The organism is Plantactinospora sp. BC1 (genome assembly GCF_003030345.1).
Classification (GTDB): Bacteria; Actinomycetota; Actinomycetes; order Mycobacteriales; family Micromonosporaceae; genus Plantactinospora.
In genome coordinates, this window is the sequence record NZ_CP028158.1 from 4,278,955 (window position 1) to 4,293,955 (window position 15,001).

General features: G+C 74.0%; 12 protein-coding genes. 4 read left to right on the forward strand and 8 right to left on the reverse strand.

Annotated elements, in window-relative coordinates:
* Positions 1-28 precede the first annotated feature (28 nt).
* Positions 29-1,345, reverse strand: a complete 1,317-nt coding sequence (locus tag C6361_RS18635) for a terpene synthase family protein (protein ID WP_107268496.1) — start codon at positions 1,343-1,345, stop codon at positions 29-31.
* Between the two features lie 193 nt (positions 1,346-1,538).
* Here C6361_RS18635 and C6361_RS18640 point away from each other — a divergent pair, with 193 nt between their 5' ends.
* The gene (locus C6361_RS18640) at positions 1,539-2,168 is read left to right on the forward strand and encodes a UbiX family flavin prenyltransferase (protein WP_107268497.1); all 630 of its coding nucleotides are present in this window, start codon (positions 1,539-1,541) and stop codon (positions 2,166-2,168) included.
* A 74-nt stretch (positions 2,169-2,242) separates the two neighbouring features.
* Here the strand turns inward: C6361_RS18640 and C6361_RS18645 are convergent, their stop codons facing one another.
* On the reverse strand, positions 2,243-2,524 hold the full coding sequence (locus C6361_RS18645) for a BldC family transcriptional regulator (protein ID WP_107262064.1): 282 nt from the start codon (positions 2,522-2,524) through the stop codon (positions 2,243-2,245).
* Positions 2,525-2,769: 245 nt separating this feature from the next.
* Here C6361_RS18645 and C6361_RS18650 point away from each other — a divergent pair, with 245 nt between their 5' ends.
* Together C6361_RS18650 and C6361_RS18655 are read left to right on the forward strand one after the other, a co-directional pair.
* Positions 2,770-3,222 carry an Lrp/AsnC family transcriptional regulator gene (locus C6361_RS18650; RefSeq protein WP_107262066.1) on the forward strand — a complete coding sequence of 151 codons (453 nt, stop codon included), beginning with the start codon at positions 2,770-2,772 and terminating at the stop codon, positions 3,220-3,222.
* Positions 3,223-3,261: 39 nt separating this feature from the next.
* A complete protein-coding gene (locus C6361_RS18655; protein WP_107262068.1) occupies positions 3,262-4,353 on the forward strand; it encodes a PLP-dependent cysteine synthase family protein in 1,092 nt (363 codons plus the stop codon).
* Between the two features lie 21 nt (positions 4,354-4,374).
* On the opposite strand, the gene C6361_RS18660 is transcribed toward C6361_RS18655, so the two are convergent.
* The 4 genes from C6361_RS18660 to C6361_RS18685 form a co-directional block, all read right to left on the reverse strand.
* The gene (locus C6361_RS18660) at positions 4,375-4,995 is read right to left on the reverse strand and encodes a putative glycolipid-binding domain-containing protein (protein WP_234358885.1); all 621 of its coding nucleotides are present in this window, start codon (positions 4,993-4,995) and stop codon (positions 4,375-4,377) included.
* A 142-nt stretch (positions 4,996-5,137) separates the two neighbouring features.
* Positions 5,138-7,147, reverse strand: coding sequence for a DEAD/DEAH box helicase (locus C6361_RS18665; protein ID WP_369930043.1), 2,010 nt, complete (start codon positions 7,145-7,147; stop codon positions 5,138-5,140).
* Positions 7,148-7,388: 241 nt separating this feature from the next.
* On the reverse strand, positions 7,389-9,161 hold the full coding sequence (locus C6361_RS37060; RefSeq protein WP_159079378.1) for a hypothetical protein: 1,773 nt from the start codon (positions 9,159-9,161) through the stop codon (positions 7,389-7,391).
* A gap of 982 nt (positions 9,162-10,143) precedes the next feature.
* Positions 10,144-11,655 (reverse strand): C40 family peptidase, encoded by a 1,512-nt coding sequence (locus tag C6361_RS18685; RefSeq protein WP_107268500.1) that lies wholly within the window; start codon positions 11,653-11,655, stop codon positions 10,144-10,146.
* A 253-nt stretch (positions 11,656-11,908) separates the two neighbouring features.
* On the opposite strand from C6361_RS18685, the gene C6361_RS18690 reads away from it, so the two are divergent.
* Entirely contained in the window at positions 11,909-13,135 is a 1,227-nt protein-coding gene (locus tag C6361_RS18690; RefSeq protein WP_107268501.1) for a radical SAM protein, read from the forward strand.
* A gap of 42 nt (positions 13,136-13,177) precedes the next feature.
* Here C6361_RS18690 and C6361_RS18695 read toward each other — a convergent pair whose 3' ends face one another.
* Together C6361_RS18695 and C6361_RS18700 are read right to left on the reverse strand one after the other, a co-directional pair.
* Entirely contained in the window at positions 13,178-14,314 is a 1,137-nt protein-coding gene (locus tag C6361_RS18695) for a HAMP domain-containing sensor histidine kinase (protein ID WP_107268502.1), read from the reverse strand.
* The gene (locus C6361_RS18700; RefSeq protein WP_107262082.1) at positions 14,314-14,973 is read right to left on the reverse strand and encodes a response regulator transcription factor; all 660 of its coding nucleotides are present in this window, start codon (positions 14,971-14,973) and stop codon (positions 14,314-14,316) included. The genes C6361_RS18695 and C6361_RS18700 overlap by 1 nt, the downstream gene beginning before the upstream one ends.
* Positions 14,974-15,001: the final 28 nt, after the last annotated feature.

A 15,001-nucleotide genomic window follows, 5' to 3' on the forward strand; every position in this document is an offset into this window, starting at 1 on the left:
AGCCCCCGAACGGTCCGACACCCGGGCGCTAGGAGCGGTAGCGGCCGCTCTCCAGGGACCAGTCCATGGTGCCGCGCACCGAGTTGGCCAGCCCGTCCAGGTACTGCCGCAGCGGCCCGTCCAGCGCCGGGCCGAACGACGGTACGGCGGCGCGCAGCTCGACGAAGTGCCGCATGCTCTGCTGCCACCGCCGGACGACCGCCTCGATCGCCGCCTCGACTGGAATCCCCTCCTCCCGGGCCACCGCCAGCACCAGGTTGTGCCCGCCGGAGGTGGCCGCGTCCCGTTCCAGCGACAGCAGGTCGTTGAACCAGGAGAGCAGGTCGTTGGCGGTGTCGGCGACGGCGCGTACCGCCGGGTGGTGGTAGACGGCGTCCGGCACCCGTTGCCCGGTGGCGAACTCGATCAGGGCGTACGAGACGTACGCGGCGGAGGTCGCCCGGCGCAGCGGCACGTACTCGGCGACGCCGGGCAGCCGCCCGTTCGCCTTGTTGGTCGCCTCGGTGACCACGCCGTCCAGGTGGTGCGCCACCGCGTCGACGAAACGGTCCCGCCAGGCCGCCGGCATCCGGTGGCTCGGGACCTGCCAGGCGTCGGCGAGCATCCGCCGGAGCGGTCCGTCGAACGCCTCGGAGCGGGGTGCCGGCCGGTTCGCCGCCCGGCTCTGTGCCGGGGTGGTCAGCCGGGTCGCCGGCTGGTTGGCGGCCCGGGGAGCGGGTGTCGGGGTGGATGGCTGCTGCCCGGGGCGCGGCTGCGGGGCGGTCGCCGGCTGCTGACGGGTCTGCCGGGGTTGCCCCGGAGCGGCGGTCGGCTGCTGTGCCGGGCGGGACTGGGCGGCGCCCGGGTGCCCCGCCCGGCCCGGCCTGCCTACGCACTCGACCGCCGGGTTCCCGGGTCCGGCGGTGGTCGGCACCGGCCGCCCGGTGCCGACCGGTGGCCTCGGCTGTGCCTGCCGGGCTGCCGCTGCGGCCGTTGGCGGTGCGGCCGGTGCCGCTGGTGCCGGTGCCGGCGCGGCCCGGAGCAGCCGCAGCACCCCGTCGCAGAGCGCGGCCACCTCGGCCGGCCGGGGGCGCCGGGCGGCGTCGCAGGCGTCGTCGAGCAGGAAGAACCAGGTGAAGAGCGCGGCGATGACCCGCAGGTCGGCCTCGCTGGCGCCCGGATAGAGCCGGCCGGCGTACCGGGCGACACGGCCGCGGGCGAACCGGTCCCGGCCGGCCGCGTCGAGCGGGCCGACGAGCCGGTCGGCCCAGTCGACCAGCCACTCCTGCACCGCGTCGGCGTGTGGGCAGAGGCGTGCCGGTATCGGACACCTCAGCTCGGCCGCCCACGAGCTGATCCCGTACATGCCCGGCCCCCTTCGTCCCGCTCCGCTCGGGCACAACGTGAGCAGCATTGCAGTTTCGGGCCGGTCTGTGATCGCCGTCGGGTACGTCCTATTTCGCAGTGGGTGATGATCCGGTCGCGCAGCCGGACTCCCCGGCAGGTCACGGCCGGGGGCGGTCGGCGCCGCCCGGGGAGCTTGCGGCAGGCTGGTGGGCATGAGAAGGCCGTGGGTGGTCGGCGTCTCCGGAGCATCGGGTACGCCATATCCGGCCGCCGTGCTCGGCGGGCTCTTCGACGCGGGTGAGCCGGTGGACCTGGTCGTCTCCCGGGCGGCCCGGTTGACGATCCTGGACGAGACCGGCCGCCCCTTCCGGGACGCGCACTGGAAGGACGACCTCGCCGCCTGGCTCGGCCGGGACCTGGCCGACGCCGACGTGGCGTACTGGCCGGCCGGGGATCTCGCGGCCGGGCCGAGCAGCGGGTCGTACCCGACCCGGGGCATGGTGGTGGTGCCGGCGAGTACGGCGGCATGCGCCGGGATCGCGATCGGCCTCTCCAAGGACCTGCTGCAACGGGCCGCCGAGGTGAACCTCAAGGAGCACCGGCCGGTGGTGGTGGTGCCCCGGGAGACCCCGGTCACCCGGAGCCACCTGGAGCACCTGATCACCCTGCACGATGCCGGAGCGGTGGTCCTGCCGGCGAGCCCCGGCTTCTACGGTGCCGGGGCCGCCGCCTCCGCCCGGCAGCTCGTCGACTTCGTGGCGGGAAAGGTGCTCGACGCGCTCGGCGTGCCGCACTCCCTGTTCCGACGCTGGTCCGGCGAGCTGGGGGCCGACCGGGACTGAACCGTCCCGGGCCGGCCCGTACCCACCGGAACCGGCGCGGGATCGCGCCGGGGTCCGTGCGGATCAGTGCTGGGTCAGTGCAGGCCGACGTTTCCGGCGCCGGTCGGGCCGGGGCCACTCGGGGTGGCGGGTCCGGCGTTGCGGGGCCGGTTCGCGATGCCCTCGTCCACCTCGTCGAGCATGCCCTCACCCTCGAGCAGCGCGCGTACCTCCGACTCGCGGAAGCGGCGATGTCCGCCCGGTGTTCGGATGCTGCCGATACGCCCGGCCGCGGCCCAGCGTGTGACGGTCTTCGGATCGACGCGGAAGAGCGCTGCCACCTCGCCCGGTGTCAGCAGACGATCTCCAGTGTCCACAGCCCCCTCCTCGCGTCTACGAAGCCCCCGGACTGGTAGGACCGCCCCCAGAACACATGCTTGCCAGAGCCTTCGTTTAAGGGACGTACGGCAATTACAACACCGCCGGAGTGTCGTGTCCGGCAAACGCGAAAACGTACTGTGTGTGAGGTTAGGCCGGACGATTTACGGCATTTAAGCGCTATGTCAGCAACAATGCTGCCCGCCTCGGGAGCCCGTTCCCACCCGGACTAGGGTCTCAGATCGTGGACGCGATCGACCTGAGCCTCGTCGAGCTGCTGCGCGGCAATGCCCGCCTTTCCTACGCCGAACTGGCCCGACAGGTCGGCCTCTCCGCACCGGCCGTGCACGAGCGGGTGGGCAAGCTGGAGGCGGGCGGAGTCATCCGGGGCTACCGCGCGGACGTCGAGCCGGAGGCGATCGGGCTCGGCGTCACCGCGCTGATCGGCATCGTGCAGGACTCCGGCGGCGACACCGACGACGTACTGGAGGCGATCCGGGGCATGCCGGAAATCGAATCCTGTTACTTCATGGCCGGGGTGGAATCGTTCCTGCTCAAGGCGCGAGTTGGCACAATTGCCGAGTTGGAACAGCTCATCCTGCGGTTGAACCGGACCGCCGGAGTCGCCTCGACCCGGACGGCCGTCGCACTCTCGACGAAATGGGAGAACCGTCCCCAGCCGCTGCCCCCGTCCTGACCCGGCCGGCCCCGAGGACGACTTGCTACGTTCCTGGTCATGGAACAGCTCGACCGGTGCGACGACGCCGAACGCGCCTGGGTCACCGAGGCGATCGCGGCGGTGGAGGCGGACGCGAACCGGTCCGCCGACACCCACCTGCTCTGCTTCCCGCTGCCCCGCGACTGGGGGATCGACCTCTATCTCAAGGACGAGTCGGTGCACCCGACCGGGTCGCTGAAGCACCGGCTGGCCCGGTCGCTCTTCCTCTACGGGCTCTGCAACGGCTGGATCGGGCCGCGCACCACCATTGTGGAGGCGTCGTCGGGCTCGACCGCCGTCTCCGAGGCGTACTTCGCCCGCATGCTCGGGGTGCAGTTCATCGCCGTGATGCCGGCCAGCACCTCACCGGAGAAGATCGCGCTGATCGAGTTCCAGGGCGGCAAGTGCCATCTGGTGGACGATCCGGCCGCCGTCGTGGTCGAGGCCCGCTGGCTCGCCGAGGACCTCGGCGGGCACTTCATGGACCAGTTCACGTACGCCGAACGCGCCACCGACTGGCGGGGCAACAACAACATCGCCGAGTCGATCTACGCGCAGCTCGCCCTGGAACGGCACCCCGTACCGGACTGGATCGTGGTCGGCGCCGGCACCGGCGGCACCAGCGCGACGATCGGGCGCTACCTGCGCTACCGGCGGCTGCCGAGCCGGCTCTGCGTCGTCGACCCGGAGAACTCCGCCTTCTATCCCGCGTGGACCTCGGCCGACTGGTCCGTCACCACCGGCACCGGATCCCGGATCGAGGGGATCGGCCGGCAACGGGTCGAGGCGTCCTTCCAGCCGAGCGTCGTCGACCGGATGGTCCGGGTGCCGGACGCCGCCTCGCTGGCCGCCATGCGCGTCGCGTCGACGGTGCTCGGCCGCCGGGTCGGCGGGTCGACCGGCACCAACCTGTGGGGCGCGTTCGGCCTGATCGCCCAGATGCGGGCCGCCGGTCGGCGTGGATCGGTGGTGACGCTGCTCTGTGACGGGGGCGAGCGATACACCGACACGTACTACTCCGACGAGTGGGTGGCCGGCCGTGGGCTCGACCTGGCGCCGTACCGCTCCACAGTCGAACGCTTCCTGGTGACCGGCGAGTGGTCCGGATGACGGGCGTACGGCGGGCGCGGGTCAGTGCCGGTGCGCCAGCCCGGGATAGTGCAGCAGGTAGCCGTCGGCGTCCAGGGCCAGGTCGGCGGTGAAGTCGCCGCTGCTGAACCGGACGTTGCCCTCCTCCAGCACCGTGTAGGTCTGCTCCGCCGGCACCACCTGGAGGCTGGGCACCAGCACCCAGACCACGACGATCCGGTGCGAGCTGCCCGGGGCGGCGTCGCGCAGCCCGAGGCGGCGTACCGGAAGGGTGTTGAACAGCGGTGAGGCGCTCAGGTCGACGTCGACCGCGTCGGCGAGCCGCTCCGGCTCCTCGGTGCCGGGCAGCCCGGCGCCCGGCTGGCCGGCGGCGGCCAGCGCGGCGTCGAGGTCACCCTGCTCGGCCGTTGTCGCCCGCCAGCGGCCGGCGGCCCGCTCCAACCGCAGGGTACGCAGCCAGCCGGCGCCCTCGCAGCTCACCTCCAGCCCCTCCACCGCCCAGCGTTCGTCGGTGCGGAGCTGGTAGCGGCAGGTGAAGGGGATCGGGTCGACGGCGAGCGCGGTGCCCCGGGCGGTCAGCCCACGGCCGTCGGCGGCGAGGGCGTGATCCGCACCGGGAACATCCGTGCGGCTCCAGAACAACGACTTCGGCATGGTCGACATGCCCATGGACGTTACCGCCGCACGCCGACCGACAGGTCCGACCGGGCGAATCACCCTCCGCCGGCCGAGGCCGCCCAACCCGACCAGGTCCGCGCCGTACTACGACGTCGGCCCTGGTCAGGATCGTGGCAGCGGTCGGCGGTCAGCGGGTCGGGGTGGGGCGGCGGCCGTCGAACCGGTGGTCGCGGCGGCCCCGCCGGTCGTCGGGCCGGTCCCCGGCGGGCCGGTCGTCACGCGGACGCTCGTCCCGGGACCGGTCCCAGGCCGGCCGGTCGGTGTGCGGCCGGCCCTCGTGCCGGAAGCCGCCCTGCCGCCCGCCGGAGCGCCACTCGCCGCCCCGCTCCGCACGGCCGCCCTGCGGCGCGGCGCCGCCGTCACCGAACCGGCGGTCACCGAAACGGCGCTCGCCCTGCGGCCGGTCACCGAAACGGCGCTCGCCCTGGAAGCGGTCGCCGTAGCGGCGCTCACCCTGCGGGGCGTCGCCGTGCCGGCGCTCGTCCCGGGGACGGTCGCCGTAGCGGCGGTCGGTCCGGGGACGGTCGCCGTACCGGCGGCCCGGGCGGGCGCCGGCCGCGCGGCGCGCCGCCGGAGCCTCCTCGACCACCGGTACGCCACTCGGCTCCCGGGCACCGGTCACCTCGGCCAGCGCGGGGTCGCCGGAACGTACCCGGGTCTGCTCCGGCTCCACACCGGCCTTCTGCAACATCGCCAGGGTGGAGCGGCGCTGCTTCGGCAGTACCAGCGTGGCGACCGCACCGGACTCACCGGCCCGAGCCGTACGACCGGCCCGGTGCAGGTAGTCCTTCGGGTCCTTCGGCGGGTCCACGTGCACCACCAGCGAGACGCCGTCGACGTGGATGCCCCGGGCCGCCACGTCGGTGGCGACCAGCACGTTCGTCCGGCCCTCCTTGAACTCGGCGAGCGTGCGGGTGCGTACCCGCTGGGTCTTGCCGCCGTGCAGCGCACCCGCCCGTACGCCGACCGCCGCGAACTGCTCGACCAGCCGGTCGACGCCCATCTGGGTCCGGGCGAACATCATGGTGCGGCCCTGCCGGGCGGCGATCGAGGCCGCCACCGCGAACTTGTCGTGCGGCGGAATCAGCAGCATGTGGTGGTCCATCGTGGACACGGCGGCGGTCGGCGGTGCCGTCGAGTGGGTGACCGGATCGGTCATGAACCGCTTGACGAGCGCGTCGACGTCGTTGTCCAGAGTGGCGGAGAAGAGCAGCCGCTGGGCATTCCCCGGCGTCTTGGCGAGCAGCTCGGTGACGTCGGGCAGGAAACCCATGTCGGCCATCTGGTCGGCCTCGTCCAGCACCGTCACCTCGATGTCGTCGAGACGGCAGACCCCCCGGTCGATCAGGTCGGCGAGCCGGCCCGGGGTGGCCACCACGATCTCCACGCCACGGCGCAGCGAGTCGATCTGGCGGTCGTACGGCACACCGCCGACGGCGGTCTTGAGGAACACCCCGAGCGCCCGGCCGAGCGGCATGAGCGCGTCGTTGACCTGCATCGCGAGTTCCCGGGTCGGCACCAGGATCAGCGCCCTCGGGTGGTGTGCCCGGGCGCGCGGGCCGGCCGCCATCCGGGCCAGCAGCGGCAGCCCGAACGCCAGCGTCTTGCCCGAGCCGGTCTGGCCCCGGCCGAGTACGTCCCGGCCGGCGAGCGCGTCCGGCACGGTGGCCCGCTGGATCTCGAACGGGGTGTCGATGCCCTCCCGGTGCAGTGCCCGGACGAGCTGCCGGGGCAGCCCGAGGGCGGCGAAGTCCACCGGCGCCGAGACGGCGACCTTGGCCTCGACGGCCTCGGGCTCGACGGCTCCGGGCTCGACGGTCTGAGGCTCCACGGCCTCAGGCTTCACGGTCGTCGGCGCGGCGGCCTGCGGCCCGGTGTTCTCGGACCCGGCGGGCTCCGAATCGACCGGTTCGGAAATGGTGTCGTCGGGCGCGGCAATCGCGTCCGGGGAGGCTTCGGCGAACGTGCCGGAATCGTCGGCGGTCGCGAGCGTGCCGGAATCGTCGGCGGTCACCGTGTCGACGGAATCGCCGCGTGCGTCGGCAACAGCCGGCACAGTCAGAACTTCTTGCTCAGCAGACGCGGCAGCCCCGGTGGAAAGGGGACCGGATTGCGCGTCGAATACGGACGGAAACATGCTGGGATCAGCAAAGGTCGTCAAGGATACCTCTCAAGCGGGGCGCATCTTCGCGATGGCCCGCCGCGACAGAGGTCGCCGCCGATTCGCCCGCAAGATCGCCCAGAGGCGCGTGGCACGCGCCAGGTCAACAATCCACCCAAGTGTACGGGGACCAGCCGTGACCGCCACCTCGCCGCGCACGCCAGTGGGCAGGCTCACCACCCGCGACCGCCGGCCCGGGACCCGCCGGGCGCTGGCGTCAGCTGCTCAGCAGACCGTCGAAGAGGCTGCTGAAGGCGTCCCCGACCAGGAGCACCACCAGCAGCCCGACCGCCACCAGGATGCCGAGCCCGATCATCAGTACCAGCACCACCCTGGTGGTGTTCGTCTTCTGCGCTGGGGTGTCCGTCCAGCCCTGGGCCAGGATGTGCCCGGTCAGCGAGCCCGAGTTCTCGACCTGGTTGGTGGGCATCGAGACGGTGACGTGCCCCTCGGGGCCGCCGTACACGGTGCCCTCGGCCCGCTGGTCCCGCGCCCAGTCCCGATAGCCCGGCGAGTGCGGCGTCGTCGTCGGGCCGGTGCCCGACGGGAGCGGCGAGGCCGGGCCGGTACCCGGGGGGCGGCCAGCGGTCGACGGCGGGGCGACCGGTTCGGCGGCGACGGCGGGGCCCGGGTCGGCGGTGGGCAGTGAGTAGCCCGGCGCACCACCGCTGACCGAGTTCGCCGAGGACATCGGGTTGGTCGGTGGTGGCCAGCTCGGCAGGGCGGGCGCCGGAACCACCAGCGGGGTCGGGGGCGAGGGCTCGACCGGCCGGCCGCCCGGCCCGCCGGAGACCGGCATCGGCGGGTACCCCACCGAGGCTGCCGCCGAAGTCGGCGGGTACGGCAGCGGACCCGGGTTCGGCGGGTACGGCCCGGGGCCCGGCGGCACCGGCCCGGGCGGCGTCGGCGGGTACGGGCTGGGTCCCGGCGGTACCGGACTCGGTCCCGGCGGTACCGGGTTCGGGCGGGGCGGTGCCGGAGCGGGCCTGGGCGGTGCCGGCGGGTACGGCGACGGGGCCGGCTCGGGTTCCGGGCTGGGCGCCGGAGGTGCCGGTGCGGGAAACGGGGTGGGGGCCGGTCCCGGGTCTGGCGGTTCGGGTGCCGGTGGCGTCGGCGGGTGGGCCGGCTCGGGTGGGCCGGTCGGCTCCGGAGGACGGGACGGCGACGACGGGTTGGCGGGATCCGGCTCGGTACTCCGGTAGACCTTCGCCACCCCCGGCACCGAGGCCACGGCTGCGGCCTCGTTCGGCAGTACCGGAGACAGTCCCGGTACCGAGGCACTGGCCCGGGTGGTGCCGGCCCGGCCCCGGGTGGCGCTGCGCTGCGGCGGCACCGTGTACGACGGGGTGCCGCCAGCGGGTGAACCGACGTCCCGGGAGGACTGGCCGGGGGCGGCCGACGGTGCTGACAGGCCGGCTGCCGGCGGGGCGGTGAAGTGCACCGCTCCGGGCCGCTCCCGGGGCTGACCTGCCGGCTCGACCGGGGCCGACCCGGACAGGCCGGTGGCGGCCGGCGAGACGGAGGCCGACCCGACGGGTGAGACGGAGGCCGACCCGACGGGTGGGACGGACGCCGAGCCGACCGACGCCTGGCCGGACGGTCCGCTCGGCGGGGACGACGGGGGCTTGACGGCATTGGCGAACGCCGACCACGGAGAATCGAGCGCCGGAGTCTGCGGACGCCGCCGCTGCAACGGCGGGACCGGCGTTCCCGGGGGCGCCGGGGTCGGCACGGGTGCCCGAGAAGCGGCGGCCGGTGCGGAGGCGGCGGTCGCGGACGCGGATGCCGGCGTGGTGACCGCCGGGGTGGCGGGGGTGGCGAGTTCACCGGCCCGGTAGGTGCGGCTCCCCGAGGAGGCGGCGGGCATCGCGGCGATCTCCGCCGCGGTGGGGGTGGTGACCGCGGTACTCACGGCTCGGCCGCGTACCGGCTCGGCCGCGACGCTCTCCCCGGCCGGCTCCGGCACGGCGGCCGGCTCCGACGCGGCCACATCGACGATCTCCGCACCACCGCCGGCGCCGACCGCGGGGCTGTCCGGCGACTCAGCGCCGACTGCCCCTTCAGCCGTGGCTGCTCCTCCAGCGCCGACTGCTCCTCCAGCGGTGGCTGTCGGCTCAGGTCCTTCAGCGGTGGCTGCCGGCTCAGGGCTGGCTCCCGGTTCACGGTCGGCTGCCGGCTCAGGGCTGGCTCCCGGTTCACGGTCGGCTGCCGGCTCAGGGCTGGCTGTCGGCTCAGCGGTGGCTGTCGGCTCAGCGGTGGCTGCCGGCTCAGGGCTGGCGGCCGGCTCAGGGTCGGCTGCTGGCTCAGGGCTGACTGCCCGCTCAGGGCTGTCCGAGGGTCCGGCGCTGGGCGTAGACACGGGTCCGGCTCCGGCGTCCGGTTCGGCGGCGTCCGGATCTGTCCCGGCGTCGGTGTCGGTGTGGTCGGACGCGGTGTCGGTGTGGTCGGACGCGGTGTCGCTGTGGTCGGACGGGGCGTCGGTGCTCGTGCTGGCGTTCGGGCCGGCGAGCGACTCCGGTTCGGTCTCCGCCGGATCGACGTCCGGGACCGGGCTGGAAGCATCCGGGGCCGAGGGCGAATCGGTGGAACCCGGCGGCTCGTCAGCGGGCGGGTCTGCCGGCAGGTCCTGCGGCGGGTCCGCCCAGAGCGCTCCGGCGGCGGGCGGCGGAGGCGGCTGGTACGGCTCGGAAAGCTCCTCCTCGGCCGACGGTTCCGGCAACGCGGTGCCGACCGGCGGTGGCGGCGGCAGCGGAGAGAGTTCGCTCCCGTCCACGCCCTCCGCCCCGGACCCGGTGGCCGCAGTCCGACCGTCAGAGTCCGGGCGCGCCTCCCCGGTAGCCGGTCTGACCTGCGATTCGTCCATTGTTGCCTCCCGCGCCCACACCCGGACCGGTAGGCCGGGTCGGAAGTACGTCAACCCTCACCGTGCCATATCTCAGCACGGGCGCACAGCCGGCCGGGTACCGGCACCCTCAGTCGCTGTCGGGGCTACCGTCCGCAGCCGGAGCCGACCCGCTGGCACTGGGCGTACCGTCGCTCGGCTCGGCGGCCGAGCTGGTGACCGGCGGCGTCGGCGTCCTGGTCGCCGCCGGCGGGTTCGGGGGTGCCGGCGTCACCGGCGGAGTCGCCGGGGGCGTGGTCGGCGTGCTGGTGGGCGGAGTGGCCGGCGGCGTCGTCGGCGTGGTGCTCGGCGGCGGAGTGGTCGGCGGTGGGGTGGTCGGTGGCGGGGTGGTCGGCGGCGGCGTCGTGGGCGGCCGGGTGGTCGGCGGCGGGGTGGTCGCGTTCGGCGCCGGCACCGCCGGGAAGATCCGGGTCGCGGCGTAGAACCGCGACCACCAGACGGTGGAGACCTTGACCACGTCACCGGTGGTCGGCGAGTGCACCATCTTGCCGCCACCGATGTACATGCCGACGTGGTGGATGCTGGTCCAGCTACTGCCGGAGGCGAAGAAGATCAGGTCGCCGGGGAGCAGGGCCTCCCGGGCCACGCTCTGGTTGCGGGTGCCGTTGTACTGGTCGCGCGAGACCCGGGGGATCCGCTTGCCGACCGAGAGATAGGAGGCGAGCATCAGGCCGGAGCAGTCGAACCGGTCCGGACCCTCGGCGCCCCACAGGTAGGGGTCGCCCCGCTGGGCGAGCGCGTAACGCATCGCGGCCCGCGCCTTGGGGTGCGCCATCATCCCGGCGACGCTGTCGCTGCCGATCGTCGCGCCGATGCGCTGCTCGGCGGCCTCCCGGGCCCGCTCGATCGCCTTGAGCTGGTCCGCGTTGTCCCGCTTGAGCTTCACCAGGGCGGCGGAGCGGCTCTTGTACCGGGTGTCCGCCGCGGTGAAGGCGGCGACCTTCTGCTGGTAGGTGCCGGACGCCGCCTGGTAGGCCGCCTCCGCCTGCCGCTCGGCCTGCTGGGCCCGGGCCACCTCACCGGCGGCCAGTTCGGTGTCACCGGCACGCTGCTCACCGCGCTGGATCCGGCCGAGCAGGTCCAGCCCGTGCAGGTCGGAGCCGAACGCACCCGGCGGCAGCCCGGCGGCGTCCTTCAGCGCACCCGCCGCCGCGTTGTCGGCCGCCGTACGGGCGTTGGCCAGCTCCAGCCGGGCCTTCTGGCGTAGGCCGTCGGCGGTGGTCATCTCGGTGGTGGCCGTGTCCCGCTCCTGCCGCAGTTGCAGCAGTTGGTCGCCGAGCTGGGCGACCTCGACCTCCAGCGCCATGATCTGGCTCGCCAGCGGACCGTTCACGCTCGGCGGCAGCGGGTAGGACGGCGTCGTCGGCACGCCGGTGCCGGTGGGCACGTTGGGCGCCCCGACCGGCTGTGGGCGTACTCCGGCGTCCGGGACCGAGTTCGGCAGCGGTGGGTCGGCGTAGACCGGGGTCGCCATCGCGCCCGCCACGATCGCGCCGACCAGGGCCGACCAGACCAGCGGCCGTAACACCGGCGAAACCGCGTGGGGTGTCCGGTCCGGTCGTCCGCGCCTGCTGCTGGCCATGCCGCTCCCGTCCCGTGCACAGCAGCGCGCCCGGCGCGGCTGTGGTATCGCCATACGTGGTGTGTCGCGTCCCACTTTGTCTTACCTCAATGTGCCGGGGATGTCGATCCGACGGCGGGTAACGAGACGCTGAGAAGCTGGTTAAGGGTACCTGGATCCGTGAACCAGGTCGCTGTCGCCGACCGCCTCGGCCGGCGGTCCGGGCACTCCACGTAGGCTCGTGCGGGGATCGTGCCTGGAGGGACGTGCTGCGATGGACGCCGGACACAAGCGTGAGCTGGAAGAGAAGGTCTACGCGGGAGTTCGGCTCAGCCGCGCCGACGGTACGGCGCTGTACGCCAGCGACGACCTGGTCTGGCTCGGCCGGCTGGCGCACCACCGGCGTACCGGTGCGAATGCGGACGACCGGGTGCTGTTCGTCGTCAACCGGCAACTGCGGTTGACCGACTTCTGCGCGGCCGGCTGCGCGTACTGCGCCTTCGGCTCCGGGCGGGGCGCAGAGGGCGCCGCCCCGATGCCGGTCGAGGAGGCCGTACGGCACGCCACCGAGCTGGCCGTCGACGGGCTCACCCAGCTGGATCTGGTCAACCCGCTGCACCCGGCGCTGCCGTGGCGGCACTACCCGGAGCTGCTGCGCGCGCTGACGGCGGCGCTGCCGGACGTCCGGCTGACCGGGTTCGCCGCGACCGAGCTGCACTGGCTGGAGAAGACCACCGGCCTGCCCGCCGACGAGATCCTCGACGAACTCGTCGCCGCCGGGCTGACGTCGCTGAGCGGCGGCGGGGCCGAGATCTTCGACCCCGAGGTACGCCGGAGGCTCGGCCTCGACGACTGCTCCTGGGAGGACTGGTCCCGGATCCACCGGCTCGCCCACGCCAAGGGGATCGGCACCCCGGCGACGATGCGGTTCGGTCACGTCGAGGAAGCTCGGCACCGGGTGGACCACGTGCTGCGGCTGCGTGAGCTACAGGACGAGACGGGCGGCTTCACCAGCTTCCTGCCGCTGCGCTACGAGCACGACCTCGCGGTCGCGTCGGCCGGCGGCGGCGGGCACGGGTCGGGGCAGCCGACCGGAGCCCAGCAACCGACCGGAACCCCGCAGCCGATCGAGACGCGGCAGCCGACCGAGACGGCGTCGCCGGCCGAGTCGCTGAAGACCTTCGCGGTCTCCCGGCTGCTCCTCGACAATGTGCCGCACCTCGGCTGCTGCTGGGCCACCCAGGGGCGGTCGGTGGCGCAGCTCGCGCTGAACTTCGGGGTGGACGACCTGGCCGGCGCGGCGGCCGGAGACCGGGCCGGCCACGACAGGGATTCCGCCGGTACGCCCGCCGCGCTCTCCCGGGAGGAGCTGCTCCAGCTCGTCTGGGACGCCGACTTCCGTCCGGTCGAACGGGACAGCCGGTACGCGGTGCTGCGCGAGTACGACGCTCCGCCGAGCCTGGCCGAGCGTCGGGCCGAGCCGCAGCAGGTCTGGGCCTGAGCCGACTCGATTCGGGAACGGTTCGGCCGGATCGGGAACGGTTCAGCCGAGGGTCAGTTCGGCCCGTACGCCGCCGCCGGGGCGGGGCGTCAGGGTGAAGGTGCCGCCGTGCGCGCGGGTCACCGCGTCCACTATGGCCAGTCCGAGGCCGGCGCCGCCGCTGCCGTACACCCGGTCCTGTCGGCCCCGCCGGAACGGCTCGACCAGCTCACGCAGCCGCTCGGCGTCGACCTGCTCACCGGTGTTCTCGACCACGATCGTCGGCCCGCCGGTGCGGATCCAGACCGTACCCCCGAGGTGGTTGTGCCGGACCGCGTTGCGGACCAGGTTGTCGACCAGCAGCTCCAGCAGGGTCGGGTCGGCCTGGACGCTGCCCGGGGACAGCTCGGCCCGTACCCCGATCGACCGCTCCGCCAGCTCGGCCGCGCGCCGGTCGAGCGCCTCCCGGGCCAGCCGGTCCAGCCGGACCGGGCAGAGCGTGCCTGTGCCGTGCTCGCTGCGGGCCAGCGCGAGCAGCCCGGTGACGATCCGGTCCTGCCGGTCCAGCACCGTGCCCAGTTGACCGGCCAGCGCCGCCAGGTCCGGGCTGGCGCCCGGCGTCGCCGCGGCGACCTCGACGAGCGTGCGTGAGGTGGTCATCGGGGCGCGCAGCTCGTGCGAGGCGTTCGCGGCGAACCGGCGTTGCGCCTCGAACGCCGTCTCCAGCCGGTCCAGCATGCCGTTGAAGGTCTCGGCGAGTTCGCGCAGTTCGTCGTGCGGGCCGGAGACCGGGATCCGCTGGTCGAGGTTGCGTTGGGAGAGCCGGCGGGCCGCGCCGGAAACCAGGTGTACGGGCCGGAGCACCCGACCGGCCATCAGCCAGCCGAGCCCGGCGGAGGCGAGCGTCATCACCCCGATGGTGAGCGCGGAGTTGCGGATCAGCCGCTCCCGCAGCTCCCGGCGGGCCGCCTCCTTGGCCTGGAGCAGCCCGTCCGACCGGTCCAACTCGGCGATCGTGGCGGTGAGCTTCGCCGGTGGCGGCGTCACGTTCTTCCGCAGCTCCACGGCTTTCGGCGGGGGTTGACTCTGCGACGACGGGGCGAAGGTGAGGGTGATGATCAGCGTGGCGACCGCCGCACCGGAGAGCGCGAAGAGGGTGGCGTAGAGCAGCGTGAGCCGGGCCCGCACGGTGAGCCGCATCACGGGATCCGGTAGCCGGCGCCGACCACGGTGTCGATCACCCCGGGCTGGCCCAGCTTCTTGCGCAGCGTGCCGATGGTGGTCCGCATGGTGTTGGTGAACGGGTCCGCGTTCTCGTCCCAGGCCCGCTCCAGCAGCTCCTCGGCGCTGACCACCGCCCCCTCGGCGGAGAGCAGGACGTGCAGCACCGCGAACTCCTTCGGGGCCAGCCGGACGTACCGGGAGTCCCGGGTCACCACCCGCTGCGCGGGGTCGAGCCGGATGCCGGCCCGCTCGATCACCGGCGGCCGGGCCGGTGCGACCCGGCGGAGCAACGCGTGCACCCGGGCGACCAGCTCGGCGAAGGCGAACGGCTTCGGCAGGTAGTCGTCGGCGCCGAGGTTCAGCCCCTCGACCCGGTCGCGCAGCGTCGACGCGCCGGTGAGCATCAGGATCCGGGCGTGCTGTCCGCCGTCGTGCACCAGCCGCCGGCACACCTCGTCGCCGAGCACCTCGGGCAGGTCCCGGTCCAGGACCACCACGTCGTACCGGGTACTGCCGGCCCGCTCCAGCGCCTGCGCCCCGTCCAGGGCCACGTCGACACTCATCGCGTGCTGCCGCAGCCCCCGGGCGATCGCGTCGGCCAGTATCTCGTCGTCCTCGGCAACCAGAACCCGCATGCCACGAGTAAACGCCGTCCGGGTTAAA

Excerpts from the sequence above, each read along its gene's own strand:
- C6361_RS18635 (WP_107268496.1), bottom strand. The coding sequence starts at position 1,345 with ATGTACGGGATCAGCTCGTGGGCGGCCGAGCTGAGGTGTCCGATACCG.
- C6361_RS18640 (WP_107268497.1), top strand. The coding sequence starts at position 1,539 with ATGAGAAGGCCGTGGGTGGTCGGCGTCTCCGGAGCATCGGGTACGCCA.
- C6361_RS18655 (WP_107262068.1), top strand. The coding sequence starts at position 3,262 with ATGGAACAGCTCGACCGGTGCGACGACGCCGAACGCGCCTGGGTCACC.
- C6361_RS18660 (WP_234358885.1), bottom strand. The coding sequence starts at position 4,995 with ATGTCGACCATGCCGAAGTCGTTGTTCTGGAGCCGCACGGATGTTCCC.
- C6361_RS18665 (WP_369930043.1), bottom strand. The coding sequence starts at position 7,147 with ATGTTTCCGTCCGTATTCGACGCGCAATCCGGTCCCCTTTCCACCGGG.
- C6361_RS18685 (WP_107268500.1), bottom strand. The coding sequence starts at position 11,655 with ATGGCCAGCAGCAGGCGCGGACGACCGGACCGGACACCCCACGCGGTT.
- C6361_RS18690 (WP_107268501.1), top strand. The coding sequence starts at position 11,909 with ATGGACGCCGGACACAAGCGTGAGCTGGAAGAGAAGGTCTACGCGGGA.
- C6361_RS18695 (WP_107268502.1), bottom strand. The coding sequence starts at position 14,314 with ATGCGGCTCACCGTGCGGGCCCGGCTCACGCTGCTCTACGCCACCCTC.
- C6361_RS18700 (WP_107262082.1), bottom strand. The coding sequence starts at position 14,973 with ATGCGGGTTCTGGTTGCCGAGGACGACGAGATACTGGCCGACGCGATC.